Annotated in this window: 23 protein-coding genes; 11 read left to right on the top strand and 12 right to left on the bottom strand. The window is 71.2% G+C overall.

All coding sequences use genetic code 11. The annotated features are described in order from the left end of the window. Positions 1 to 90: 90 nt before the first annotated feature. The 5 genes from ACIRR9_RS39045 to ACIRR9_RS39025 all read right to left on the bottom strand — a co-directional run bounded on the left by ACIRR9_RS39045 (position 91) and on the right by ACIRR9_RS39025 (position 5,326). Entirely contained in the window at positions 91 to 978 is an 888-nt protein-coding gene (locus tag ACIRR9_RS39045) for a carbohydrate ABC transporter permease (protein ID WP_403762301.1), read from the bottom strand. Then, positions 975 to 1,910 (bottom strand): carbohydrate ABC transporter permease, encoded by a 936-nt coding sequence (locus ACIRR9_RS39040; protein WP_384572213.1) that lies wholly within the window; start codon positions 1,908 to 1,910, stop codon positions 975 to 977. The genes ACIRR9_RS39045 and ACIRR9_RS39040 overlap by 4 nt, the downstream gene beginning before the upstream one ends. Before the next feature lie 103 nt (positions 1,911 to 2,013). Continuing rightward, complete coding sequence (gene araD, locus ACIRR9_RS39035; RefSeq protein WP_403762298.1) at positions 2,014 to 3,765, bottom strand: L-arabinonate dehydratase; 1,752 nt, start codon at positions 3,763 to 3,765, stop codon at positions 2,014 to 2,016. Continuing rightward, a complete protein-coding gene (locus ACIRR9_RS39030) occupies positions 3,762 to 4,673 on the bottom strand; it encodes a dihydrodipicolinate synthase family protein (protein WP_403762296.1) in 912 nt (303 codons plus the stop codon). The genes araD and ACIRR9_RS39030 overlap by 4 nt, the downstream gene beginning before the upstream one ends. After that, complete coding sequence (locus ACIRR9_RS39025) at positions 4,670 to 5,326, bottom strand: GntR family transcriptional regulator (protein ID WP_403762293.1); 657 nt, start codon at positions 5,324 to 5,326, stop codon at positions 4,670 to 4,672. Before ACIRR9_RS39025 ends, ACIRR9_RS39030 begins: the two co-directional genes overlap by 4 nt. A gap of 200 nt (positions 5,327 to 5,526) precedes the next feature. On the opposite strand from ACIRR9_RS39025, the gene ACIRR9_RS39020 reads away from it, so the two are divergent. Next, positions 5,527 to 6,204, top strand: coding sequence for a hypothetical protein (locus tag ACIRR9_RS39020; RefSeq protein ID WP_403762291.1), 678 nt, complete (start codon positions 5,527 to 5,529; stop codon positions 6,202 to 6,204). Between the two features lie 13 nt (positions 6,205 to 6,217). Here ACIRR9_RS39020 and ACIRR9_RS39015 read toward each other — a convergent pair whose 3' ends face one another. Genes ACIRR9_RS39015 through ACIRR9_RS39005 form a run of 3 tightly spaced genes read right to left on the bottom strand, consistent with a single transcriptional unit; the run spans position 6,218 to position 8,043 of the window. Beyond that, positions 6,218 to 6,970, bottom strand: coding sequence for an MBL fold metallo-hydrolase (locus ACIRR9_RS39015; RefSeq protein ID WP_403762288.1), 753 nt, complete (start codon positions 6,968 to 6,970; stop codon positions 6,218 to 6,220). 51 nt (positions 6,971 to 7,021) lie between these two features. Beyond that, the gene (locus ACIRR9_RS39010) at positions 7,022 to 7,603 is read right to left on the bottom strand and encodes a TIGR03086 family metal-binding protein (RefSeq protein ID WP_403762285.1); all 582 of its coding nucleotides are present in this window, start codon (positions 7,601 to 7,603) and stop codon (positions 7,022 to 7,024) included. Further along, a complete protein-coding gene (locus tag ACIRR9_RS39005; protein WP_403762282.1) occupies positions 7,600 to 8,043 on the bottom strand; it encodes a DUF6010 family protein in 444 nt (147 codons plus the stop codon). The genes ACIRR9_RS39010 and ACIRR9_RS39005 overlap by 4 nt, the downstream gene beginning before the upstream one ends. Positions 8,044 to 8,187: 144 nt before the next feature. Here ACIRR9_RS39005 and ACIRR9_RS39000 point away from each other — a divergent pair, with 144 nt between their 5' ends. Then, positions 8,188 to 9,417, top strand: a complete 1,230-nt coding sequence (locus ACIRR9_RS39000) for an MFS transporter (protein WP_403762279.1) — start codon at positions 8,188 to 8,190, stop codon at positions 9,415 to 9,417. Here ACIRR9_RS39000 and ACIRR9_RS38995 read toward each other — a convergent pair. Both ACIRR9_RS38995 and ACIRR9_RS38990 read right to left on the bottom strand, forming a co-directional pair. Next, positions 9,360 to 10,520 (bottom strand): hypothetical protein, encoded by a 1,161-nt coding sequence (locus ACIRR9_RS38995; protein ID WP_403762276.1) that lies wholly within the window; start codon positions 10,518 to 10,520, stop codon positions 9,360 to 9,362. The two genes, ACIRR9_RS39000 and ACIRR9_RS38995, sit on opposite strands and share 58 nt — an antisense overlap. A gap of 20 nt (positions 10,521 to 10,540) precedes the next feature. Then, positions 10,541 to 11,482 carry a 5-dehydro-4-deoxyglucarate dehydratase gene (locus ACIRR9_RS38990; protein WP_403762273.1) on the bottom strand — a complete coding sequence of 314 codons (942 nt, stop codon included), beginning with the start codon at positions 11,480 to 11,482 and terminating at the stop codon, positions 10,541 to 10,543. A gap of 224 nt (positions 11,483 to 11,706) precedes the next feature. Here ACIRR9_RS38990 and ACIRR9_RS38985 point away from each other — a divergent pair, with 224 nt between their 5' ends. From ACIRR9_RS38985 to ACIRR9_RS38955, 7 genes are all read left to right on the top strand, one after another. After that, on the top strand, positions 11,707 to 12,516 hold the full coding sequence (locus tag ACIRR9_RS38985; protein ID WP_403762270.1) for an NAD-dependent epimerase/dehydratase family protein: 810 nt from the start codon (positions 11,707 to 11,709) through the stop codon (positions 12,514 to 12,516). A gap of 347 nt (positions 12,517 to 12,863) precedes the next feature. Then, positions 12,864 to 13,634, top strand: coding sequence for a DeoR/GlpR family DNA-binding transcription regulator (locus ACIRR9_RS38980; RefSeq protein ID WP_403762267.1), 771 nt, complete (start codon positions 12,864 to 12,866; stop codon positions 13,632 to 13,634). Between the two features lie 77 nt (positions 13,635 to 13,711). Further along, complete coding sequence (locus ACIRR9_RS38975) at positions 13,712 to 15,079, top strand: ABC transporter substrate-binding protein (protein WP_403762264.1); 1,368 nt, start codon at positions 13,712 to 13,714, stop codon at positions 15,077 to 15,079. Beyond that, entirely contained in the window at positions 15,076 to 16,011 is a 936-nt protein-coding gene (locus ACIRR9_RS38970) for a carbohydrate ABC transporter permease (RefSeq protein WP_403762261.1), read from the top strand. The genes ACIRR9_RS38975 and ACIRR9_RS38970 overlap by 4 nt, the downstream gene beginning before the upstream one ends. Further along, a complete protein-coding gene (locus ACIRR9_RS38965) occupies positions 16,008 to 16,853 on the top strand; it encodes a carbohydrate ABC transporter permease (protein WP_403762258.1) in 846 nt (281 codons plus the stop codon). The genes ACIRR9_RS38970 and ACIRR9_RS38965 overlap by 4 nt, the downstream gene beginning before the upstream one ends. Continuing rightward, positions 16,850 to 17,839: a zinc-dependent alcohol dehydrogenase family protein gene (locus ACIRR9_RS38960; protein ID WP_403762255.1), complete on the top strand. Its 990-nt coding sequence runs from the start codon at positions 16,850 to 16,852 to the stop codon at positions 17,837 to 17,839. The genes ACIRR9_RS38965 and ACIRR9_RS38960 overlap by 4 nt, the downstream gene beginning before the upstream one ends. 52 nt (positions 17,840 to 17,891) lie before the next feature. Continuing rightward, complete coding sequence (locus ACIRR9_RS38955; RefSeq protein ID WP_403762252.1) at positions 17,892 to 19,061, top strand: TerD family protein; 1,170 nt, start codon at positions 17,892 to 17,894, stop codon at positions 19,059 to 19,061. A 34-nt stretch (positions 19,062 to 19,095) separates the two neighbouring features. On the opposite strand, the gene ACIRR9_RS38950 is transcribed toward ACIRR9_RS38955, so the two are convergent. Further along, the gene (locus tag ACIRR9_RS38950) at positions 19,096 to 19,662 is read right to left on the bottom strand and encodes a TetR/AcrR family transcriptional regulator (protein WP_403762250.1); all 567 of its coding nucleotides are present in this window, start codon (positions 19,660 to 19,662) and stop codon (positions 19,096 to 19,098) included. A gap of 177 nt (positions 19,663 to 19,839) precedes the next feature. Here ACIRR9_RS38950 and ACIRR9_RS38945 point away from each other — a divergent pair, with 177 nt between their 5' ends. Further along, the gene (locus ACIRR9_RS38945) at positions 19,840 to 21,279 is read left to right on the top strand and encodes an MFS transporter (RefSeq protein WP_403762247.1); all 1,440 of its coding nucleotides are present in this window, start codon (positions 19,840 to 19,842) and stop codon (positions 21,277 to 21,279) included. 62 nt (positions 21,280 to 21,341) lie between these two features. On the opposite strand, the gene ACIRR9_RS38940 is transcribed toward ACIRR9_RS38945, so the two are convergent. Next, positions 21,342 to 23,594, bottom strand: a complete 2,253-nt coding sequence (locus ACIRR9_RS38940) for an NB-ARC domain-containing protein (protein ID WP_403762244.1) — start codon at positions 23,592 to 23,594, stop codon at positions 21,342 to 21,344. Between the two features lie 150 nt (positions 23,595 to 23,744). On the opposite strand from ACIRR9_RS38940, the gene ACIRR9_RS38935 reads away from it, so the two are divergent. After that, positions 23,745 to 24,578, top strand: a complete 834-nt coding sequence (locus tag ACIRR9_RS38935; RefSeq protein WP_403762241.1) for an alpha/beta fold hydrolase — start codon at positions 23,745 to 23,747, stop codon at positions 24,576 to 24,578. The last annotated feature ends 190 nt before the right edge of the window (positions 24,579 to 24,768 follow it).

Genomic DNA, 24,768 nt, shown 5'->3' with positions numbered 1-24,768 from the left:
CGTGCAGGGTAAGCGTCCGGCCCGGTCGGCCAGGGAGGTGTCTCATGGGGTGTCGCATGAGGTGTCGCACAGGGTGTCGCACAGGAGCACTCATCCCTTCACCGCCCCCGCGCTGAAGCCGGTGATCAGCCACTTCTGGATGAAGGCGAAGACGATCACGACCGGTACGGCGGCGATGATCCCGCCCGCGGCCAGCGCGCCCAGGTCGACGCTGTCCGCGCTCATCAGGGTGTTGAGGCCGACCGGGATGGTCTGCTTGCTCTGGTCGGACAGGAACATCAGCGCGAAGAGGAAGTGGTTCCAGGCGTGTACGAAGGCGAAGGAGCCGACCGCGATCAACCCGGGCCGCAGCAGCGGGAGTACGACGATCCGGAAGGCGGTGAACCGGTTGCAGCCGTCGACCCAGGCGGCCTCCTCCAGGGAGTACGGCACGTTCCGGATGAAGCCGCTGATCAGGATCATCGACAGCGGGAGCTGGAAGACGGTCTCGGCGATGACGACACTGCCGAGGGAGTTGATCATCCGCAGGTTGGCGAAGATCTGGAAGAGCGGGACCAGCAGCAGTGCGCCCGGCACGAACTGGGAGCAGAGCAGGGCCAGCATGAAGCCGCGCTTGAGCCTGAAGTCGAACCGGGCGAGGGCGTAGCCGCCGGCCAGCGCGACGACGGTGGTCAGGACGAGGGTCGCGATGCCGACGTAGACGCTGTTGGTGAAGTAGGTGGCGAAGCTGCGCTCGGTCCACACCTTCTGGAAGTGGTCGAAGGTGACCGGCCACGGGACGAGCGAGGTGGAGCCGGCCGGGCGGAGGGCGAAGAGCAGGATCCAGTAGAAGGGGATCAGGGTGAAGAGGAGGTAGATCCCCAGGGGGAGGTAGATCTGCCAGCGGGGGGCCTCGTCCCAGGCGCGGCGCTTCTTCCCCGGCCGGGCGGGTGCGGCGGCCATGCGCTTCTCCTCCGCCGGGGCGATCTCGGTGATCACTTCGCCTCGCCTCCGAACTTGCTCAGCCGCAGATAGACGACCGAGCAGAAGAGCAGGATCACGAACGCCACCGTGGTCAGGGCGGAGGCGTAGCCGAAGTTGTGGGCGTCGACGCTGGTGTTGGCGATGTAGAGCGGAAGCGTCGTCGTCTCCCCCGCCGGACCGCCTCCCGTCAGGGTGTAGAGCAGGTCGACGTTGTTGAACTCCCAGACCGCGCGCAGCAGCGTGGACAGGACGATGGCGTCCTTCAGGTGCGGCAGTGTGATGTGCCAGAACTGCTTGAGCCGGCTCGCCCCGTCGACCTCGGCGGCCTCGTACAGGTCCTTCGACACGGACTGCAGGTCGGCGAGGATGAGGATCGCGAAGAAGGGCACGCCCCGCCAGAGGTCGGCGACCACCGCGGCCGGGAAGACCGTCGAGGTGTCGGAGAGCCAGCTGGTGCCGTACGACCCGATCCCCGCGTCCGCGAGGTAACGCGTGATGCCCGTCTGGGAGTTGTAGAGCAGCACCCAGATCGCGGAGGTCAGCACACCGGAGACGGCCCACGGTGAGAAGACCAGGGCGCGCCCCAACGCCCGCCCCACGAAGGTCTGGTTGACGATCAGCGCGAGCGCGAGCCCGAACAGCAGCTGCAACCCGACTTCCACCACGACCCACTTGGCGCTGAAGGTCAGTGTGTCCCAGAACTGCGGGTCGTGGGCGAAGGCCTGTGTGAAGTTGCCGAGGCCCGCGAAGCCGTTCCGCCAGGGCTTGGTCGGGTTGTAGTTCTGCAGGCTGTAGTAGAAGACGCTGAGCACCGGGTAGGCGATGAAGCCCAGCATCAGCAGGGCCGCCGGGGCGATCAGCAGATACGGCAGCCTGCGCGGCGTCGCGGAGGCACGGCGCCGCCGGGGTGGCACGGGCGGTTTCGCCACGGCTGCGGCTTGGGCCATGACCTGTTCTCCGTTCGCGATGGGGCACTTACAGCGGGTACAGGAAGCGCTTGCTAGATGCACATGGTTGAAGCGCTTCGACGATCGTCAGAGGGAAGGGGGGTCAGCCCGCGTACGGGTCCGGGACTTCTCCCGGCCGGGCCAGGAACTCGAAGTCGCAGCCGGTGTCGGCCTGGGTGATCTGCTGGTCGTAGAGCGCGCCGTAACCGCGCTCGTACCGCGGGGGCGGCGGCGTCCACTCGCCTCGGCGCTTCGCCAGCTCCTCCTCGTCCACGTCGAGCCGGAGGATGCGCGCCTCGACGTCGAGGGTGATGGAGTCGCCGGTGCGGACGAGGGCGAGGGGGCCGCCGATGTACGACTCGGGCGCGATGTGCAGCACACAGGCGCCGTAACTCGTGCCGCTCATCCGGGCGTCGGAGATCCGCACCATGTCCCGCACGCCCTGCTTCAGCAGATGGTCGGGGATGGGCAGCATGCCGTACTCGGGCATGCCGGGACCGCCCCTGGGCCCGGAGTTGCGCAGGACGAGCACGGTGTCGGCGGTGATGCCGAGGTCCGGGTCGTTGATGGTGCGCTGCATGGTCCGGTAGTCGTCGAAGACCACGGCGGGACCGGTGTGCCTGAGCAGGTGCCGCTCGGCCGCGATGTGCTTGATGACGGCGCCGTCCGGGCAGAGGTTGCCGCGCAGCACGGCGACTCCGCCTTCGGCGGCCACCGGGTTGTCCCGGGGCCGGATGACGTCGTCGTTGTGCACCTGGGCGCCGGCGAGCTGTTCGCGGTAGCTGTCGTACGACACCGTGGGCCGGTCGAGGTGGAGCAGGTCGGGGATGCGGGAGAGGAAGCCGGGCAGGCCGCCCGCGAAGTGGAAGTCCTCCATGAGGTAGGTCCGCCCGCCGGGCCGGACGTCGGCGAGGACGGGCACGGTGCGGGCGATGCGGTCGAAGTCGTCGAGGGTGAGGCGGACACCGGCCCGTCCGGCCATGGCGATGAGGTGGATGACGGCGTTGGTGGAGCCGCCGAGCCCGAGGACGGTGGTGACCGCGTCCTCGAAGGCGTCGGGGGTGAGGAGCCGGGAGAGCGTCCGGCCCTTGTGCACCAGCTCGACGACGGTCAGCCCCGCCTTGGCGGCCATCCGGTCGTGCCCGGAGTCGACGGCCGGGATGCTGGACGCGCCCGGCACGGTGACCCCGAGGGCCTCGGCGGCGGCGGTGAGCGTGGAGGCCGTGCCCATGGTCATGCAGTGGCCGGGGGAACGGGCGAGGCCGCTCTCCAGCTCCGTCATCTCGCAGTCGCCGATCAGACCGGCGCGCTTGTCGTCCCAGTACTTCCACATGTCGGTGCCGGAGCCGAGGACCTCGCCCCGCCAGTGGCCGGGGAGCATGGGCCCCGCGGGCACGAAGACGGTGGGCAGGTCGACGGAGGCGGCGCCCATGAGCAGGGCCGGGGTGGACTTGTCGCAGCCGCCCATGAGGACGGCGCCGTCCACGGGATACGACCGCAGCAGTTCCTCGGTCTCCATGGCGAGGAGGTTGCGGTAGAGCATGGGGGTCGGCTTCTGGAAGGTCTCGGAGAGGGTGGAGACCGGGAACTCCAGCGGGAACCCGCCGGCCTGCCAGACACCCCGTTTGACGGCCTGCGCCCGATCACGGAGGTGCACATGACAGGGATTGATGTCCGACCAGGTGTTGAGGATCGCGATGACGGGCTTGCCGAGGTGCTCCTCGGGGAGGTAGCCGAGCTGGCGGGTACGGGCGCGGTGGCTGAAGGAGCGCAGGCCGTCGGTGCCGTACCACTGGTGGCTGCGCAGTTCCTCGGGCTCCTTGCGAGGGCTGCCCGTCTCTCGCGGCGCGTTCATATCGACCATCCGGCGGCTATGGCGGCGACCTCGGCGCGCTCTTCCTCGGGCAGCTGCCTGCTGGGCGGGCGGACGTCGCGGCGGCAGAGGCCGAGTGCGGCGAGGGCCTCCTTGACCACGGTGACGTTGTCGGCGGAGCCGTTGGCGGCGCGGAGTTCCTCGAAGCGGCGGATCTGTTCCCAGACCTTCATGGCGGCCGGGTAGTCGCCGGATCGAAGCGCTTCGATCATGTTCAGCGAAACAGCCGGGGCGACGTTCACCAGACCGGAGGTGAAGCCGGTGGCGCCGGCCGAGAAGTAGGAGGGGGCGTAGGGCTCGGCGAGTCCGGCGACCCAGACGAAGCGGTCGAGCCCCGCGTCACGGGCGAAGGCGGCGAACTTGGCGGCGTCGGGGACGGCGTACTTGACGCCGATCACATTGGGGCAGGCGTCGGCGAGTTCGGCGAGGCGGGCGCCGGCGAGCTGGGCGTTGCGGACGTACGGGACGACGCCGAGTTCGGGAACGGACTCGGCGATCGCGCGGTGGTAGTCGACCCAGCCGGACTGCGCGACGTACGGGTGGACGGGCTGATGGACCATGACCATGTGGGCGCCGTGCTCACGGGCGTGCCGGGCGGAGGCGACGGCGGTCGGCACGTCGTGCCCGACGCCGACGAGGACCGTGGCCCGCTCCCCGGCCTCGTCGAGGGTCGACTCGGTGACGAGCTGCCGCTCCTGGGGGGTGAGGGCGTAGAACTCGCCGGTGTTGCCGTTGGGGGTGAGGGTGCGGATCCCGCCGTCGAGGAGGCGGCGCAGCAGGGCCCGGTGAGCAGCCTGGTCGACGCTGCCGTCCTCGGCGAACGGGGTCACCGGGATGGCCACGACGTCGGCCAGGGCCGCCCGTCGGGTCTCGAATGCCACGCTGCTCATTCCTGGCCTTCCTTTGCCTGGGCTTCGGGGTAGGCGCGCTCGACGAAGGACGCGATGTGGGCGTGCAGGGTGCGGGCGGCGCCGTCGGCGTCTTCGGCCAGGGCGAGCCGGAGGATCTCGCGGTGTTCGTCGGCCTCGCGCTCCCAGGACGGGGACGCGGCCCAGGCCACGGCGGAGACGAGGGCGGCCTGGTCGCGGACCTCGTCGAGCATCCGGCCGAGGAGCGGGTTGCCGCACGGGAGGTAGAGGGCGCGGTGGAAGTCCCGGTTGGCGAGGGAGCGTTCGGCGGTGTCGGTGGCGTCGTCGGCACGGGTGAGGGCGTCGCGGGCGGCGTCGAGGGAGGCGCCACGCTGCACGGCCCGCCTGAGCGCCTCGGGTTCGAGGAGGAGCCGGACGTCGTAGACCTCGCGTGCCATGTCCGCGTCCACCATGCGCACCGTGACGCCCTTGTACTGGTTCATCACGACCAGCCCGGTCCCGGCGAGGGTCTTGAGCGCCTCTCTCACGGGGGTCTTGGACACCCCGAACTGAGCGGCGAGCTCGGTCTCCACCAGAGCCTGACCGGGTGTCAGCTGTCCGGTGAGGATGCGGTGTTTGATCGCGTCCAGCACGAACTGCGTGCGGGACGGGATCGGCATGGGCACAGAGGTCATGCGCGCCTCTCGGGGTCACGTACCGGGTCCGGGGACCTGGTCTGACGTAGCTGGTCCTACGTAGCTGGTCTCGCGTATCGCGTCTCATATATGACGTACGAAGTACGACGCGGATGAAGGTAGGAGGACGGCTGTGTTTCGTCAATGCTTCTGACAAAGGTGGTGGGCGATGGCGGCCGAAGTGCCTGGGCTCGGCGGCCATGACGGTTCTGATCACCGTGTGGGGAGTGGCTCCCGGGGTGGGCAAGTCGACGCTGTGCGGCGGACTGGCCCGATGGCTGACCGGAGCGGGGCTGCGGGTGGACCACTTCCGTGAGGAGGAGATCCTGACCAGTCCGCAGTTCGCCGCGGTGGCCGAGGCTTTCGGGGCGACCGGCACCGTCACTGCGGAGACGTTGATCGCGGCGACCGCCGAGTTCGCCGACTCGGTCCGGGCGGGCGGCATTGACGTGGTGGTCGCCGACGCCCTGGTGCCGTTCGTGCCGACGCTGCTGGCCATGGGGCACGGCGAGGACACGATCGACGCGTTCATGACCGACCTGACGACCGTGCTCGCGCCCGTCTCCCCGGTCATGGTCTTTCTCGACGGTGACGCCGGGACCGCGTTGTCCCGGGCCGTCGGGAGGGAGGGGGAGCAGTGGCTGGACCGGTACGTCGGGAAGCTCGCCCGGTACGGGGTGGCGCCCCCGGTGACGGATCTCGCGTCGGCGGTGGCGTACCTGCGGCGCGAACGTGGGGTGACCCTTGGCGCGGCCGTCCGGAAGGACTGGAACCTCGTGGTGATCGAGCGAGCCGACGAACTGCTCCCGGGTGAGGTGCTGAAGAGGGCTCAACGGGGGCTGCGGTCGTGGCTGGACCCGGCCGGCGCGCCGCTCTGACCGCCCTCGGGAATCAGATCCCCCTGGCCTCCCCCTCCCGGGCCACACTCGTCCCACGCCCGAAGACCGCCTCCGCCCGGGCCGCCGCCATCTCCCGCGTCAGCGTCGGGCCCACATGCGTGATCAGCAACTCCCGTACCCCGGCCTCCCGGGCGACCCGCCCCGCGTCCTCCGGTGTCAGATGCACCCGTTCGCCGTCGCGATGCTCGTCGAGGTCGGCCTCGCACAGGAACACGTCCGCGCGCGCGGCCAGTTCGGTCAGTGCGTCGCACGGTCCGGTGTCCCCGGAGTACGCGAGCGCGCTTCCCTGGCACTCGGCGCGCAGGCCGTACGCCTCCGTGCCGTGCGCGACCGCCCGCGCGGCGAGCCGCAGGTTCCAGTGCTGGACGATGTGGCCGTCGTACAGGGGCCGGAAGTCGAACACCCCGCGCAGGAAGCCCACGTCCGGCCGGCCGAAGAAGGCCGCCAGCCGCTGTGCGCAGTCCTGCGGCGCGTACACCACGATCGGTGCGGCCGGCGTCATCCCGCCGAAGGCGTACGCGTAGGCGGCGGCCAGCAGGTCCGCACTGTGGTCCGCGTGCAGGTGCGAGATCCAGATCGCCGTCAGCCGCGCCGGATCCGTGTGCCGCTGCAATTCCGCGAAGGTCCCGGTGCCCGCGTCCACCCACACCTCGGCACCGCCGCCCCGCAGCAGATAGCCGGAGCACGGGCGGCCCGGACGAGGGTGCGGAGAGGCGGTGCCGAGGACGGTGAGGCTCAGTGGCATGGCGAGGAGAGTACGGATCCGGGTCCCCGCCCGCTCACCGTTTCCATGCCTTTACGGCTTCCAGCCCGGGTCCCGGCCGGACAGTCCCACCGTGCGGTCCAGCAACGGCGCGGTCTCCGGTACCGGCACGACCGGGCCGAAGGGACCGCGGCCGCCCTGCGCCGCCATCTGCAGGAAGCCGTACGCCGCCGCCAGCGCCGCCGGGTCGGGGACGTACGCCAGGCCCGTGGCGCGGGCCAGGTCCCAGCCGTGGACGACCAGTTCGTCGGCGGCGACCGCCGCCGCCACCTGCCCCGGCAGGTCGACCCCGCCCGCACGGGTCATACCGCTCCACGCCGAAGGGTCCCGCCAGGCCTCGGCCAGTTCGTCGAGCGCCTTCGGCAGTTCCGCCCGCCATCCCGGCCCGATGTCGGGCGTGACGGTGCCGGGAGGCGTGGCGGTCGTCGCCCCCAGGTCCTTGCGGGCCGCGTCCCGGAAGGCCACGGAGAGTCCTGCCAGGTGGCCCAGCAGGTGCCGGACCACGTAGGCCGGGCACGGTGTCACCGCCGCCAGCTGCTCGTCCGTCACCCGTTCCGCGAGCGCCGCCACGATCCTCGCCTGCGGGCCGAGGTCGATCATGGTCGTGCCGGTCATTCCGGTGCCTCCTGACGATTCGGTCGTAGCCTTCGGCAGGTGGACCGGAGCGGGCGCCGAAACTCATCGATCCGCCACACCGACACCCCGCCCAGGAAGCACCACAGCGCGATCACCGGGTCGCAGATCGCGCATCCGAACGACGAGTCGAGGAAGAACGGGATCAGCGGTGAGCCCTTGATGTCGTGCACGATGTCCCACGACGTGTGCATCAGCCGGCCGATGCCGATGAAGGTCCAGGAGTCCAGGCCCCGGTACGCGACATACGTGGCCACGGACGTGAACACGAACTCCCAGCCGCCGAGGCCGCCGCCGCTGAGGTACGCGGCGCCCGCGCCGGCCACCATCACCGCGTTGAAGCGGCGCCGGTGCGGTTCGCGGATGAGGGACATCACAAGGACGTAGACGAGACCGATGAGAATCGGTGCGATGTTGTGCATGGGGCCGACGCCAGGGTCGCCGCCGTATACGTCCCATGGGCATTGCCGACAGGTTCCGACGGATTCCCGCCGCCGTCCCCGCCGCCCCGGATAGGGCACCTTCCCGATCCCCGCGCCCCCGCCTTAGGCCCACGATGACCAGGCATGACGACCACCTCCTGGTCCGTGACCCGTCTCCTCCGCGACCGCAACGCGACCCTCTACCTCACCGGTGTCGTGGTGTCCGGCTTCGGCAGTTCCGCGCTCTGGCTGGTGTCGGGCGTCTGGGTCAAGGACCTCACCGGGTCCAACGGCCTCGCCGCCCTGTGCACCGCCACCCTCTGGGCCCCCACCCTCGCCGGCCCCGTCCTCGGCACGCTCGCCGACCGCGTCCGCCGCAAGCCCCTGCTGATCTGTACGAACCTCGCCCTCGCCGTCCTCCTTCTCCTCCTCTGGACGGTCGACTCCCCCGGCTCCGTCCCGCTGCTCCTCACCGTCCTCTTCCTCTACGGCGCCGCGGGCGTCGTGGAGGACGCGGCCTCCTCCGCCCTCGTCGTCACCGCTGTCGACCCCGCCCTGCTCGGCGACTTCAACGGGCTGCGGATGACCGCCCGGGAGGGCATGAAGCTGGTCGCCCCGCTGACCGGCGCCGCGCTGTACACGGCGTACGGCGGGCCGAGCGTGGCGCTGCTGGACGCGCTGACCTTCGTACTGGCGGCGGGGCTGTGTGCGCTGCTCCGGGTGCGCGAGGAGCGCCCCGGGCCGGCCGTCGGGAACTGGCGGCGGCAGACCGCCGAGGGCGCCCGCCTGCTGTGGGCGCACCCGGCCCTGCGCCCGCTGGTCCGCGCCGGTGGCGCCACGCTGTGTCTCGCCTCGCTCGGCAGCAGCCTGAACTACGCCGTGGTCGCCGCCCTCGGCCGCTCCCCCGCCTATGTCGGTGTGATGTACGCCGTGCAGGGCGTCGGCTCGGTCGCGGTCGGGCTGGTCTCCGGGCCCGCGCTACGGCGGCTCGGTGAGCGGCGGTTCGCCGCGTACGGCATCGCGCTGACGGGGGTGGCGGTGGCGGGGCGGGCCGTGCCGAGTGACATCGCGCTGCTGGCGTGCAGCCTGGCCGGCGGCCTCGGCCTCCCCTGTGTGCTGATCGCCGCCTACACCGCCGTACAGCGGGAGATCCCGGCCGCCGCGCTGGGCCGGGCGACCGCGACCGCCGACACCTTGATGTTCACACCGAACGTGATCGGACTGGCGGTCGGGGCCGCGCTCGTCGAACTCGTCGACCGGCGGCTGCTGTTGGCGGTCCTCGGCGGTGCGCTGCTCGCCACCGCCGGGTCCCTGGTTCAGCGCAGCGCCTCCCGTACCGCCGCCAGGTCGCCGTCGGACGCCAACCCGGCGTGATAGAGCCGCAGTTCGGTCGCGCCCAGCTCGCGGGCCCGGGACGCGTCCGCGGCGAGGGTGCCGGGGCTGCCGCCCATCCCGGAGACGACCGTGAAGTTGGCCGCCAGGACCGTGTCCTGGCGCGTGTGCTCGGCGAAGGGCGCCAGCAGGGCCGTACCGCCCGCGCAGGGGACCACGACTCCGTCGGCGACCGAGAGCACGTGGGCAGGATCCACACCGGCGTTGGCTCCGCAGTGGTGGGTCACCGGGTCGGCGTGCAGCAGCACCTGGAAGCCCTCGGGGGCCGCCGCCCGCACCGCGGCGACGGCCGTCTCCTGGAGCGTGCGGGCCTGTCCGTCCCGCCACGCGCGCGTGGCCGCCGCCACCGTCTCGCCGAGCAGTTTCTCGACGGTCGGCCAGCCGGCGTCGTCACCCGCGCCGCGCCACAGCGGCTCCAGGGCCTCGCGTACGGCGGCGGCCAACACGTCGGCGTCCAGGCCCTGATCGCCGTATCCGGCCCGGCAGGTCGGGCAGAAGCACAGTGCCATCAGGTACTGGCCGGCGTCGCCGAGCGGGATCCCCGCGGTCTTGTCGTGGGCGTGCAGATGCTGGAGGCCGTACCAGCCGAGGGACTCCAGTTCGGTGCCGGCCGCGCCCGGGCGTACGGCGGCCTCGGCGGCGAGGTCGGTCAGGTACGCGCGCGTGGCGGGCTGGGCGATGCAGGGGGCCCAGGGGTAGCGGTCGCCGTAGGCGTTGACGACCGAGGTGTCCGGATGTTCGGCGCCCATCCGGGAGTTGTGGGCGAGGATCACCCAGGTGTGCACTTCGAGGCCGGCGCCGCGCAGGGCTTCGGCCGCCTCGCCGTAGGCGTCGCCGGGGGCCCAGTCGCCCGCCGGGTACGGGCGGAGCCGGCGGCCCGTCCAGCGGTCGCCGTCCGCCGGGTAGTACACGGCCGCGTGTTCGGCGGTGACGATACGGCGGCGGGGGTGGCGGGGGGTCAGTGCGCGGGTGGAGTGGTAGGCGGAGGCGAGGGTGACCTGGTCCACGCCGAGCGCGGCGATACGGTCCGCGGCCTCCGGGTCCCCGTCGACGTCCCAGGGGTAGACGAACGCCGACGCCTTCATACGCCCTTCTCCCGGCGCCTTCACGCGTCCCCCTCCAGCAGTGCGTACCCGCGCTCGATCAGCTGGGCGAGCTGCTTCACATGGTCCTCGCCCGGCTCGTGCAGCGGGGGGCGGACCTCGCCGACGTCCAGGCCGCGCAGCCGTACGCCCGCCTTGACCAGCGAGACGGCGTATCCCCGTCCCTGCGCGCGGAGTTCGACGAACGGGCGGTAGAAGCCGTCCAGGAGGCGTTCCAGGGTGGGCCGGTCGTCGTCGCGCAGGGCCGCGTGGAAGGCGAGGGCGATCTCCGGGACGAAGCAGAAGACGGCGGAGGAGTAGAGGGTGATGCCGATGGCCTGGTAGGCGAGCTGGGTCTGTTCGGCGGTGGGCAGACCGTTGAAGTAGAGGAAGTCGCCCGGGACTTCGGTGCGGACGGCGCTGACGATGCGCTGCATCAGGTCCAGGTCGCCGAGGCCGTCCTTGAAGCCGATGATGCCCTTGGAGCGGGCGAGTTCGACGACCGTGGGCGGGGTGAACACCGCGTTGTCCCGCTGGTAGACGATCACCGGGAGAGCGGTGGCGGCGGCCACCTCCCGGTAGTGCCGCAGCAGTCCCTCCTGGCCGGCGACCACCAGGTAGGGCGGCATGGCGAGCAGTCCGTCGGCGCCCGCGGCCTCGGCGAGACGCGCGTAGCGCACGGCGAGCGCGGTGCCGTATCCGGCGCCCGCGACCACCGGGACCCGGCCCTCGGCCGCCGTCACGGCCGCGGCCACGCAGGCCTCGTACTCCTCCGGCAGCAGCGCGTGGAACTCCCCGGTGCCGCAGCAGGCGAAGACGGCGGCGGCACCGGCCTCGACACCCCTGCGGACGTGCTCGCGGTAGGCGTCGAGGTCGAGGGAGCCGTCGGGGCCGTAGGCCGTGACGGGGAAGAAGAGCGGCCCGCGCGGGTCACGAAGCCGGGCGGCGAGAGGGGCTGGCGTCACGGGCGCTCCCTGTCCATGCATGTCTCTGATCGGCGTCCATATTCATGAACGCGACCACGTTACGAGCCCCCGCGAGGGCCGGTCAAGGAGACGAACGACCAACATGCGAGCGGATTTCCGCACTCCACGGCACACTTGACGCCATGCGCCCCAGCTCCTTAGCGTGTCCATGAATGTGAATATCATGCATGTACGCGACCGGCGCCAAGTCAAGGAGACCGTGGATGCCCACTCCCCGCACGCTACTGCTGACCGGCGCCGCAGGCGGGCTCGGCACTCTGATGCGGTCCCTGCTCCCGGCGTACGGCTATGAACTGCGCCTGTTCGACGTGCGTCCGGTCGAGGGCGAGCCGGACGCGATCACCGCCGACCTCTCCGACAAGGAAGCGCTGCGAGAGGCCGTGCGGGGTGTGGACGCGGTCCTGCACCTCGCGGGGATCTCCCTGGAGGCACCCTTCGAGAAGATCCTCCGCTCGAACATCGAGGGCACCTACAACCTGTACGAGGCCGCCCGCGAGGCCGGCGTGCCGCGCATCGTCTTCGCCTCCTCCAACCATGCGGTCGGCTACACCCTCGCCCCGCGGGCGGGCGACCCGCTCATCCCGGTCGACACCCCGCACCGCCCGGACACCTTCTACGGCCTGTCCAAGTCCTTCGGCGAGGACCTCGCCCAGCTGTACTGGGACCGGCACGGCCTGGAGACCGTCTCCGTCCGCATCGGCTCCTGCTTCGCCGAGCCGACGGACGTGCGGATGCTCTCGGTGTGGATGAGCCCCGCCGACGGCGCCCGGCTCTTCCATGCGGCCCTGACCGCCGAGGAGGTCGGCCACACCGTCGTCTACGGCTCCTCCGCCAACACCCGCCTGTGGTGGGACCTGGCCGGCGCACGGGCGCTCGGCTACGAACCCCAGGACGACTCCGAACAGTACGCAGCCAAGCTGATCGCCGAGCACGGCGAGCTGGACCCGGAGAACCCGGCCCACACCCACCTGGGCGGCCGCTTCGTGAACGACCCGCCGATCTGGCCGTACTGATCCGGCCGTACTGAAAAACACGCGGCGGCGGAAAACGGTCACGTACGACGGCGGGCGGGCACCGAACGGGCCCGCCCGCCGTCGTATTCGGGCATCCGGGCCGCCCGCTCCCACCCCTCCCCCGGCAGCCGCGCAGGTCCGAGGCGGGCACCGCGCCCGGCAAACGGGCACGCACGGGCAGTATCGGGCCCGCAACAGGCCTGGTCAGCGTCGCGCACCCGCTGTAGAACTTGCTGCATGGCCCGAACGGGCAGTTCCGCGGGCCCCCACGGGCGGCCATACGGCCAGTTCCACGGGCGGTTCCACGGGCGGTTCCACGGCGTTTCCACGAGGGAGTGGGTGACGGGATGAGCACGAACACGGCGGAAGAGCGCCAGCGTGAGATCGTGCGGGTCGCGCGCGCCACGGGCTCCGTCGATGTCACCGCCCTCTCCGACGCCCTGGGCGTGGCCAAGGAGACCATCCGCCGCGACCTGCGCGCACTGGAGGACCACGGCCTGGTGCGCCGCACCCACGGGGGCGCGTATCCCGTCGAGAGCGCCGGCTTCGAGACCACGCTCGCCTTCCGCTCGACCAGCCATGTCCCGGAGAAGCGGCGGATCGCGTCGGCCGCCGCCGAGCTGCTGGGCGACGCCGAGACCGTCTTCGTCGACGAGGGCTTCACCCCCCAGCTCATCGCCGAGGCGCTGCCGACGGACCGGCCGCTGACCGTGGTCACGGCGTCGCTGCCGGTGGCGGGCACGCTCGCCGAGACCGAGAACATGTCGGTCCTGCTGCTCGGCGGACGGGTGCGGGCCGGCACGCTGGCGACCGTCGACCACTGGACGACGAAGATGCTCGCCGGTTTCGTTCTCGATCTCGCCTACATTGGAGCCAACGGCATCTCGCGCGAGCACGGGCTGACCACCCCGGATCCCGCCGTCGGCGAGGTCAAGGCCCAGGCCATCCGGGCTGCCCGCCGGACGGTCTTCGCGGGCGTGCACACCAAGTTCGGCGCCGTCAGCTTCTGCCGTTTCACGGAGGTCGGCGCCCTGGAGGCGATCGTGACGAGCACCCTGCTCCCCAGCGCCGAGGCCCACCGCTACTCCCTGCTGGGCCCACAGGTCATCCGGGTCTGACCCGCCACCCTCACCCCTTGAAGGCCTTTCCACACCCCGCACTGCCCCATATATCCCGATTCCTCCAGGAGCGATCCATGCGAACCCCGAGCCGACGGAGGCCGCGAGTCACCCTCGCCATGGCCGCCGCAGGGACGCTGCTCGCCCCGCTGCTCTCCGGCTGCTGGGTCGGTGCGGGCGGGTCCGGTTCCGGCGGCGACTCGATCAACGTGCTGATGGTCAACAACCCCCAGATGACGGAACTCCAGAAGCTCGCGCCGCGCTTCACCAAGGAGACCGGCATCAAGGTCAACTTCACCGTCCTGCCCGAGAACGACGTCCGCGACAAGATCAGCCAGGACTTCGCCAACCAGGCCGGCCAGTACGACGTGGCCACCCTGTCCAACTACGAGATACCGATCTACGCCCGCAACGGCTGGCTGCACGAGATGGACTCGTATGTCGCCAAGGACCCGGGCTACGACGAGCAGGACATCCTCCAGCCGATGCGCGAGTCCCTGACCGCGAGCGACGGCAAGCTCTACGGCCAGCCCTTCTACGGCGAGTCGTCCTTCCTGATGTACCGCAAGGACGTGTTCGCGGCGAAGGGCCTGACGATGCCCGCGCACCCCACCTGGCAGCAGGTCGCCGACCTCGCCGCGAAAGTGGACGGCGCGCAGCCCGGCATGCGCGGCATCTGTCTGCGCGGGCTGCCCGGCTGGGGCGAGCTGATGGCGCCGCTGACCACGGTCGTGAACACCTTCGGGGGCACCTGGTTCGACAAGGACTGGAAGGCCCGGCTGACCTCGCCCGGGTTCGAGAACGCGACGAAGTTCTATGTCGGCCTGGTCCGCGAGCACGGTGAGTCGGGCGCCCCGCAGTCCGGCTTCGCCGAGTGCCTCAACAACATGACCCAGGGCAAGGTCGCCATGTGGTACGACGCCACCAGCGCGGCCGGCCTCCTGGAGGCGGACGGCTCCCCGGTCAAGGGCAAGCTCGGCTATGTCCCCGCCCCCGTCGAACAGACCAGGTCCGCCGGCTGGCTCTACACCTGGGCCTGGGGCATCCAGAAGGCCTCCCGCAACCCCGACAAGGCCTGGAAGTTCGTGTCCTGGGCGTCCGGCAAGCAGTACGAGGACCTGGTCGGCCGGACCAGCGGCTGGTCCGACGTCCCGGCGGGCAAGCGGGCCTCGACCTACACCAACCCCGACTACGTGAAGTCGGCCGCCGCGTTCCAGGAGATGACCAAGGAGGCCATCGAGAGCGCCCGCCCGAACGACCCCGGCGTGCAGCCGCGGCCCGCGCCCGGCATCCAGTTCGTCGACATCCCCGAGTTCACCGATCTCGGCACCAAGGTCTCCCAGGAGATCAGCTCGGCCATCGCCGGACGGCAGTCCGTCGACTCGGCCCTCAAGAAGTCCCAGCAGCTCGCCGAGAAGATCTCCAAGGAGTACGAGGGACGATGACCGCGACGACAGCCCCCTACGCAGCGACCCCCGCACGCGCCTCGCGGCCGCCCTCGGCCCGCCTGCGCGTCTGGGCCACCCGGGCCCCTCTGCTGCCCGCCCTGGTCTTCATGATCGTCGTGACCCAGCTGCCGTTCGTGGCCACGGTGGTCATCTCCTTCTTCGACTGGAACGCCCTCTACCCGAAGGCCCGCCACTTCACCGGCGTCGACAACTACCGCCAGGTCCTCACCGACCCGGACCTGCGCCACTCGGTCTGGACGACCGTGCTGCTCACCGTGACGGTGGTACTGGTCAGCCTGGTGCTGGGCCTCGCGCTCGCGCTGCTGCTGAACAACAGGTTCCGCGGCCGGGGCATCGTCCGCACCCTGCTGATCGCTCCCTTCCTGGTGGTCCCGGTGGCCGCGGCGCTGCTCTGGAAGCACGTCCTCTACAACCCCGAATACGGCCTGCTCAACGGCCTGTTGCACTATGTCGGCGGTCCGCAGCCCGACTGGATCTCCAGTACCCCGCTGCTGGCGGTCGAGGCCGCCCTGGTGTGGCAGTGGACGCCGTTCATGATGCTGATCCTGCTCGCCGGGCTGCAGAGCCGGGACCCCGAGCAGATCGAGGCCGCGCGGGTGGACGGTGCCAACGAGTGGCAGATCTTCCGCCATCTGACGCTTCCGCACCTGCGCCGCTATCTCGAACTCGGCGCCCTGCTGGGCTGCATCTACATCGTCCAGAACTTCGACGCGGTCTTCACGATCACGTCCGGCGGCCTCGGCACCGCCAACCTCCCCTACACCGTCTACCAGAGCTTCTACCAGGCCCACGAGAACGGCCTCGCCTCGGCCGCCGGGGTCCTGGTGGTCATCGGCTCGATCATCATCGCGACCTTCGCCCTGCGCGTGGTGTCGTCCCTGTTCCGAGAGGAGGCGTCCCGCGCATGAGCAGCCTCGCCCTACGCGTCAGGAAGCACCGGGGCCTGAGCATCGGCCTGGTGGCCTGGCTGGCCGGCATCGTCTTCTTCTTCCCCATCGCCTGGATGGCGCTGACGTCCTTCCACTCCGAGGCGGACGCGGCGACCAACCCGCCGTCTTTCGGCGCCGCCCTCACCCTGGACGGCTACCGCGAGTTCTTCGGCGCGGGCGGCGGCGCCAGCCCCTGGCCGGCGCTGATCAACTCGGCGGTGGCGTCGATTGTCTCGACCCTGTTCGTCCTCGTCCTGGCCTTCCCGGCGGCCTACGCGCTGTCGATCCGGCGGGTGCGGAAGTGGACGGACGTCCTGTTCTTCTTCCTGTCCACGAAGATGCTGCCGGTGGTGGCCGGGCTGCTGCCGATCTACCTGTTCGCGAAGAACACCGGGATGCTGGACAACATCTGGTTCCTGGTCGTCCTCTACACCTCCATGAACCTGCCGATCGCGGTGTGGATGATGCAGTCCTTCCTCGCCGAGGTCCCCGTCGCGGTGATCGAGGCGGCACAGATCGACGGCGCCCGGCTGCCGACGATCCTGTGGCGCGTGGTCGCCCCGATCGCCCTGCCCGGCATCGCCGCGACCGCCCTGATCTGCTTCATCTTCAGCTGGAACGAGTTGTTGTTCGCCCGAGTCCTGACGGGCGTGGTCGCCGAGACCGCCCCCGTCTTCCTGACCGGTTTCATCACCAGCCAGGGCCTGTTCCTGGCCAAGGTGTGCGCCGCGTCGCTCGTGGTCTCCCTGCCGGTGCTCGCCGCGGGGTTCGCCGCCCAGGACAAGCTGGTCCAGGGCCTGTCGTTGGGAGCCCTCAAATGAAGGCCGCCGTCATCGAGTCCGTGGGCCGCGCCGTCGTCACCGAGGTCCCGGACCCGACACCGGGCCCCCGCGAGGTCGTCGTGGAGGTGGCCGCGTGCGGCCTGTGCGGCACGGATCTGCACATCCTCCAGGGCGAGTTCGCGCCCAAGCTGCCGATCGTGCCGGGACACGAGTTCGCCGGTGAGGTGGTCGGCGTCGGCTCCCAGGTGACCGAGGTGGCGATCGGCGACCGGGTCGCGGTCGACCCGTCCCTGTACTGCTTCGAGTGCCGCTACTGCCGGGCCGGCCACAACAACCTCTGCGAGCGGTGGGCGGCGATCGGGGTCACGGTCCCGGGCGGGGCCGCGCAGTACGCGGTCGCCCCCGTCGCCAACTGCGTGAAACTCCCCGAGCACGTCCGCACCCAGGACGCGGCCCTGGTCGAACCCCTCTCCTGCGCGGTGCGCGGCTACGACGTCCTCAAGTCCCGCCTCGGCGCCCACGTCCTGGTCTACGGCTCGGGAACCATGGGCCTGATGATGCTGGAGCTGGCCAAGCGGACCGGCGCGGCGAGCGTCGACGTGGTCGACCTGAACCCGGCCCGGCTGGAGACCGCCCGCAGGCTCGGAGTCTCGGCGTCCGCGGCGAACGCCGACGAGCTGGACCGTCCGCAGGGCTGGGACGTGGTGATCGACGCGACCGGCAACGCGGCGGCGATCCAGGACGGCCTGGAGCGGGTGTCGAAGGCCGGCACCTTCCTGCAGTTCGGCGTCGCCGACTACGCGGCCCAGGTCACGATCGACCCGTACCGCATCTACAACCAGGAGATCACCATCACCGGCTCCATGGCCGTGCTGCACAGCTACGAACGCGCCGCGGAGCTGTTCGCGAACGGGGTCCTGGACCCGGAGGTCTTCATCAGCGACCGGCTGCCGCTCGACAGCTATCCGCAGGCGCTGGAGCAGTTCGCGGCGGGCGTGGGACGGAAGATCGTCGTGGTGCCGTAGAAGTTTAAGGGAACGGTAAAGCGAGGTGGTTCGTTCACCCGGCATGACAGCTATGACCCCTGGCTCGAACATCCCTCTCCCCGTCTCCCGGGTGGCGGTGGACGTCGCCGCCCCGGTGCGGCTCGACGTGTCGGGCCTGCTGCTCACGGGCGACGGCAAGGTGCGCTCCGACGACGACTTCATCTTCTACAACCAGCCGAACGGCCCGGGTGTGACGTACCGCTCCGGCGGCGGTGCGTCCCCGGACGCGATCACCGTCGACACGGCCGCCGTGCCGCCCGGCATCGAGAAGATCGTCGTCACCGCGAGCCCCGACGCCACAGGCCAGACCTTCCAGGGCATCGAGCCGACGGCGACGATCCGCAACGCGGACGACGGCTCGGTGCTGGCCACGTTCACGCCTCCGCAACTGGGCACGGAGACCGCCCTGGTGGTCGTGGAGATCTATCTGCGGGGCGGCGCGTGGAAGGCCCGCGCGGTCGGCCAGGGGTATGCGAACGGACTGGCCGGCATCGCGACGGACTTCGGCGTGACGGTGGAGGAACCGGCAGCGGCGGCACCCCCGGCTCCCGCGGTCCAGCCGGCTGCGCCCGCCGCTCCTCCGATGCCGGACGCCGCGCCGGCCGCCCCCGCCCCCGGCGCCGGGAAGATCAACCTCGACAAGGGCCGGGTCAGCCTCCAGAAGAACCAGACCGTGTCCCTGGTCAAGGGCGGCCGCCCGCTGCTCGCCCAGGTGAAGATGGGCCTGGGCTGGGAGCCGGCGTTCCGCGGCAAGGACATCGACCTGGACGCGTCGGTCATCGCGTACGGCCCGCAGCGCAACCACATCGACAGCTGCTACTTCGGCAAGCTGTCCATCCTGAACGGCGCCGTCAAGCACTCCGGGGACAACCTCACCGGCGAGGGAGGCGGCGACGACGAGGTGATCGTGGTCGACCTCGGCCGGATCCCCCCGGAGGTCACCGGCCTGGTCTTCACGGTCAACTCCTTCTCCGGGCAGAAGTTCACGGAGGTCGCCAAGGCCTACTGCCGCCTCCTGGACGCCTCGACCGACGAGGAACTGGTGCGCTTCGACCTCACCAACGCGGAAGCGCAGACGGGCGTGATGATGGCCAAGCTCGTCCGGCAGTTCTCCGGGGAGTGGGACATGACGGCGATCGGACAGTCCGTGAAGGCCCGGACGGTACGGAACATGGTGAAGCCGGGGGCCGAGGCGCTGTAGGAAAAGCTCGGGAGCGGGTGCGCGGCCGTGGGCGCTACGGCCGCAGCCCCTCCGTGAGCAGGGACAGATAGCGCCGGATCTCCCTGCCCTGCCCGTCGGCCAGTTCCGAGGCCGTGGCCAGTCCATGGGCCAGGCGCAGGAGTTCGATCGGCTCGATGTCGGGACGCAGGGTGCCCTCCTTCTTGGCCGCGTCCACCAGCCGGGTCGCCGCGCCGCGGACCGTGACGCCGCAGGCCGTGACCGTGGCCGAACTGCCGTCCGTGACGGCCGAGCCCAGCAGGGCCTTCAGACCGCGCACCTGGATGGTCGCGACGCACAGTTCGTTCAGCCACTCCGTCAGCGCCGCGGCCGGAGGAAGTTCCGCCGCGAACTCGTCGGCCTTCGCCGCCAGTCCCTCCAGCCGGTCCACGAACACGGCCTCCAGCAGCGCCTGCCGGGTCGGGAAGTGCCGGTAGAGCGTGCCGGAGCCGACGCCCGCCCGTTTGGCGATGTCGTCCAGCGAGGCGTTCTCCCCATGCTCGGCGAAGGCCTCGACGGCGACCTGCAGCAATCGCTCGTAATTGCGGCGAGCGTCCGCGCGCATCGGCCTGACCTGCGTCATCCAGTTACTCCTTGCGAACCGGGGACCGTCTCCGTATCTTATCGAGCACTAAACGGAGACAGTCCCCGGTTATCGCCGTGTGCTCCCCGGGCAGTCCGCCTGCCCGTACGCGCCCATGCCCGTGTCCGTGCCCGCGTCGGTGTCGGTATCCGGGGACGTCCAGAACGGGAGAAGCTCATGTCAGCCCCGTCCAGCCCGTCCACCACCGCCGGTACCCCGCCGGCCTCCGCGCACCCCGCCAGGCTCCGCTCCGCCCTCCTCGTCATCGTCACCGCGTACATGATGGTCGGCGTCGACTCCACCGTCGTCAACGTCGCACTGCCCGACATCCAGCAGGACCTGGGGTTCAGCCGCACCGGCCTGTCCTGGGTGCTCAACGCCTACACCCTCGCCTTCGGCGGTCTGTTACTGCTCGGCGGGCGGGTCGGCGACATCGTCGGCCGCCGCCGTACGCTCGGCGCCGGCGCGCTGCTGTTCGCGCTCTCCTCGCTGCTCGGCGGAATCGCCGGAGCGGGCGGCTGGCTGCTCGCGGCACGCGGCCTGCAGGGCGTCGGCGCGGCACTGATCGCCCCCAGCACCCTGGCCCTGATCACCACCAACTTCCCCCCGGGACCGCGCCGCCATCACGCCCTGAGTGTCTACTCCTCCATGGCCGGTATCGGCGGCTCCGCCGGTCTGGTCCTGGGCGGCATGCTCACCTCGTGGGCGTCCTGGCGCTGGGCCCTGCTCATCAACGTGCCCATCGGCATCGCCCTGTTCCTGGCCCTGCCCCGCTTCGTGACCGAGACCCCGCGGCACGCGGGCCGCTTCGACCTGGCCGGCGCGCTGACCGGGACGGCCGGGACGACCTCGCTGGTGTACGCGTTCATCCGGGTCTCCGAGGAGGGCTGGAGCGACACCCAGGCCCTGCTCGGGTTCGGCTGCGCGGTCGCGCTGCTCTTCGGCTTCGCCCTGATCGAGTCCCGGGCCGGTCAGCCGATCATGCCGCTCGGGCTGTTCGCCGACCGCGACCGGGCGGGCGGCTATCTCACCGTCATGCTGCTGCCCGCGGGCATGTTCGGCGCCTTCTACTTCCTCACCCTCATCTGCCAGCAGGTCCTGGAGTACAGCCCGTTGCGCGCCGGGTTCGCGTTCCTTCCCATGACCCTGACGATGTTCGCGGTGGTGCGGGTGCTGCCGCGGCTGCTGGCCCGCTTCGGCGCCAAGCCGTTGCTGCTCACCGGCATCGTCCTGCTCTCCGTCGCCGGCGGCTGGCTGTGGCGGCTGCGGCCCGGCGACGGTTACGCCATCGGGCTGCTCGGCCCGCTGCTGTTGCTGGGCGCGGGCGTCGGCCTGAGCTTCATGCCTCTGAACGCGACCATCCTCGCCCGTATCGAGCCCCGGGAGGCGGGGGCCGCCTCCGGACTGCTGCAGACCCTGCAGTGGCTGGGCGGCACCCTCGGACTCGCCGTCCTGGTCACGGTGTACGGCACGGTGACCCGGCACACGGCCGGCACGCCCGCCGAGATCCTCACCCATGGCGCCGCCCGCGCCTTCGGCATCGGAGCGCTGGTCGCGCTGGCCGCCTTCCTGGTGGCGGCGTTCGTGATCACGAGCCCACGCCGAAAGGAGGCCTAGCGGGCCGGCTGCATCTTCGTCGCCCCCGCCTACGGCGGTACGGGCGGCCGGGGTGATCGCCGTCAACCCGCCTGAGCGGCCGCGAGGCGTTCGAGCTCGGCCGCCGTCCGTTCCGCGGCGGCCGTGTCGCCCGCCGCGCTGAACAGCAGGTGTGCCTCGGCGAGCCGGGCGCGGGCTCCGGCCAGGTCGCCGCAGTGTTCCAGGGCCGTGGCGAAACTGGTGAGCGCACGGGCCTTGAAGCGGACGGTGCCGCCGTGGGTGACCGGGGCGATGCCGGCCCGGAAGGCCTCCACCGCATCGGACCAGCGGCGAAGGGCCAGCAGGTCGAGGGCCATCTGATAGCGCAGGATCGCCTGCGCGTACTCCTGGAAACCGGGCACGTTCCCCGCGTCCCTCCCGAGCAGGCCCCGATGGACGGCCAGCGCCTCCTCCGCGCGGCCGGCTTCCCGCAGGGCGCTGCCCAGCAGCCGTCGGGAGACGGCCAGCCCGGCCCGGTCGCCGGTCACCTCGAAGAGCCGCACGGCGTCCTCGGCGACCCGCACCGCCTCCGCGGCGGGCCGGTCCAGGTTGAGGCAGGCTCCGGCGATGTAGGCCCAGGCCCAGGCCTGCTGTCCGGTGTCACCGGCCTGTGTCGCCGGCTCCAGCGCGCGGCGGGCGTGTTCCTCGGCCTGCTCGTAGGCGCCGCGCACCGCGTACGTCCAGGCGAGGCAGTTGAGCTGGTGGGCCTCGGCCGCCGGGTCGCCCAGCGCGGTGGCGGAGCGCAGACCGTAGCTGAACAGGGTGCGCCACTCGGGCCAGGCGTCCCAGCGGTCGGAGAACCAGTACAGGGTGCGGGCCGTGTGCAGGATCTCCGCGTACCGCCCCGCCTCGGACATGAGCGGCAACGCGCCCGTCCAGTGGGCGCGTTCGGTGCCGAGCCAGTCCTCCGCCTCCTCGGCCGAGACCGGAGCGAAGGCGGGGGTGTCGCCGGGCCACGGTTCGGGCGCGCCGGGTGCCTCGAACCAGCGGCCCGCCGCCGAGGCCGACCGCAGCAGCCAGTCCGCCATGCGCAGAGCGGTGGCCTCGACGACCGACGGCTCCTCCTCGGCCCTCAGCTGCTCGCGCGCGAAGAGCCGTACGAGATCGTGCAGGGCGTAGCGGCCCGGCGTGGTCTCCTCCAGGAGGCCCCGTTCGACCAGCAGGTCGAGGGCGTCCTGGACCGCGAACTGGTCGTCGGCGCCGGTGAGTACGGCGGCCAGGTGGGGGCCGGTGTCATGGCCGGGGAGCAGGGCGAGGCGGCGCAGCAGCAGTCTGCGGGGAGCGGTGAGCTGACGGTAGGAGAGGGCGAGCGCGCCGCGTACGGCGAGGTCGCCCGCGACCAGGGTGCCCAGCCGCCGTTCCTCGTCGGCGAGTTGGTCGGCCAGCCGGGCGGGGGTCCAGGCTGGGCGGCTGGAGAGGCGGTTGCCGACGATCCGCAGGGCCAGCGGGAGATGCCCGCACAGCTGCGCGAGGCGGTCGATCGCCGCCGACTGGCCGTCGGTGCGCGGCGTGCCGAGGATGCGTTCGAGCAGGGTCGCCGACTCCCTGCCGCTGAGCGCGCCGAGCCGGATCCGTCGTACGCCCTCAAGGCCGGTCAGCGGGCGTCGGCTGGTGACGAGGACGAAGCCTCCCTCCGCGTCCGGCAGCAGCGGCCTGGCCTGCGCCTCGTCGGCCGCGTCGTCGAGGACGACCAGCACCCGCCGGGTGCTGAGCGTGGCCCGGTAGACGGCCTCGCGGGCCGTCGGGTCGACCGGGATCCGGTCGGGCGGCAGCCCGAGGGCCGTCAGCAGCAGGACCAGGGCCTCGGCGGCAGGCAGCGGGGTGTCGCTCATGCCGTGCAGCTGCACGCTGACGCAGCCGTCCGGGAAGTGCTCGGCGGCCAGCTCCCGTGCCGCCTGTGCGGCGAGGGTCGTCTTGCCCTGGCCGCCCGGCCCGAAGAGGACCACCGCGCGGGTACGGCCGCCGCGGGCGAGCGCCGCCAGATCGGCCAGTTCCTGCTCCCGCCCGGTGAAGTCCGCGACCGTGCGCAGAAGGTACGGCGGGGCTGCCGTACCGCCGCGTTCCCGGCCGGCGTCGGCCAGCCGCTGCAACCGCTGCCGCTGCTCAACGTCCAGCTCCAGGGCGGCGGCGAGCGCGTCGACGGTACGGCGCTGCGGGCCCCGGCTGCGGCCACGCTCCATGTCGCCCAGCGCGCGGACACTGACACCGGACGCGTGCGACAACTCCTCCAGGGTGAGCCGGGCCGCGCGGCGCAGGGAGCGCAGCACCGCACCGAACGCGGTGGCGTCAGAAGGCACGCCGGAAGAGGAAAGTCTGGTCATCGTGACAATTACAACAAACGATCTTCACCGGAACTTCCGCCTGCACTTCTGCCTGCGCTTCTGCCTGGCAGCGCTCCGGCACCGGTGATGTGCTGGAGCTCCCGAACGCAAGAAGGGCGAACCAACATGCCGTACATCACCGTTGGCGAAGAGAACAGCGCGCCGATCGAGCTCTACTACGAGGACCACGGCACCGGACAGCCCGTCGTACTCATCCACGGGTACCCGCTCGACGGCCACTCCTGGGAGAAGCAACTGCCGGTCCTGCTGGCGGCCGGACACCGGGTCATCACCTACGACCGCCGCGGCTTCGGCCGCTCCTCGCAGCCGACCACGGGCTACGACTACGACACCTTCGCCGCCGACCTCGACAAGGTGCTCACCGCACTCGACCTGACCGACGCGGTCCTGGTCGGCTTCTCCATGGGAACCGGCGAGGTCGGCCGCTATCTGGGCACCTACGGCTCCGGCCGGGTCGCCAAGGCGGTCTTCCTGGCCTCCCTGGAGCCCTTCCTCCTCAAGACCGACGACAACCCGACCGGTGTCGACCAGGCGGTCTTCGACGGCATCCTGGACGCGGTCACCAAGGACCGGTACGCCTACTTCACCGCGTTCTACCAGGACTTCTACAACCTGGACGAGACGCTGGGCAGCCGGATCAGCGAGGAGGCCCTCCGCAACAGCTGGAACGTGGCGGCCGGTGCCTCCGCCCACGCGTCCGCGGCCTGCGTGCCGACGTGGATCACCGACTTCCGCGCCGACGTGGCGAAGGTCGACGTCCCCGCGCTGATCCTGCACGGCACCGGCGACCGCATCCTGCCGATCGACGCGACCGGGCGGCCGTTCCACGCGCTGCTGCCGTCGGCCGAGTACGTGGAGATCGAGGGCGCCCCGCACGGCCTGCTGTGGACGCACGCCGACGAGGTGAACGCGGCGCTGCTGTCGTTCCTCGCCAAGTAGGAGCCCCGCCCGCCCATGCCTCCTGCCGGATCCAGCGGATCCGGCAGGACGTGTGCGCAAGGCGATGACCGCCTGGACGATCGCTTGGATGACCGCCTAGTAGGACTCCGTTAAGTTGCTCTGGCTCTCGGGTTCTGGCTGGTGGGGGTTGTTCTGGGCAGGGGTTGGTGGCAGGTGGTGCAGGTGCCGG

Origin of the sequence: Streptomyces sp. NPDC101234, from assembly GCF_044767525.1 — a bacterium.
Lineage (GTDB): Bacteria > Actinomycetota > Actinomycetes > Streptomycetales > Streptomycetaceae > Streptomyces > Streptomyces sasae.
The sequence above is the reverse complement of the archived record's forward strand: the minus strand, read 5'-3'. Positions and strand labels throughout refer to the sequence as shown.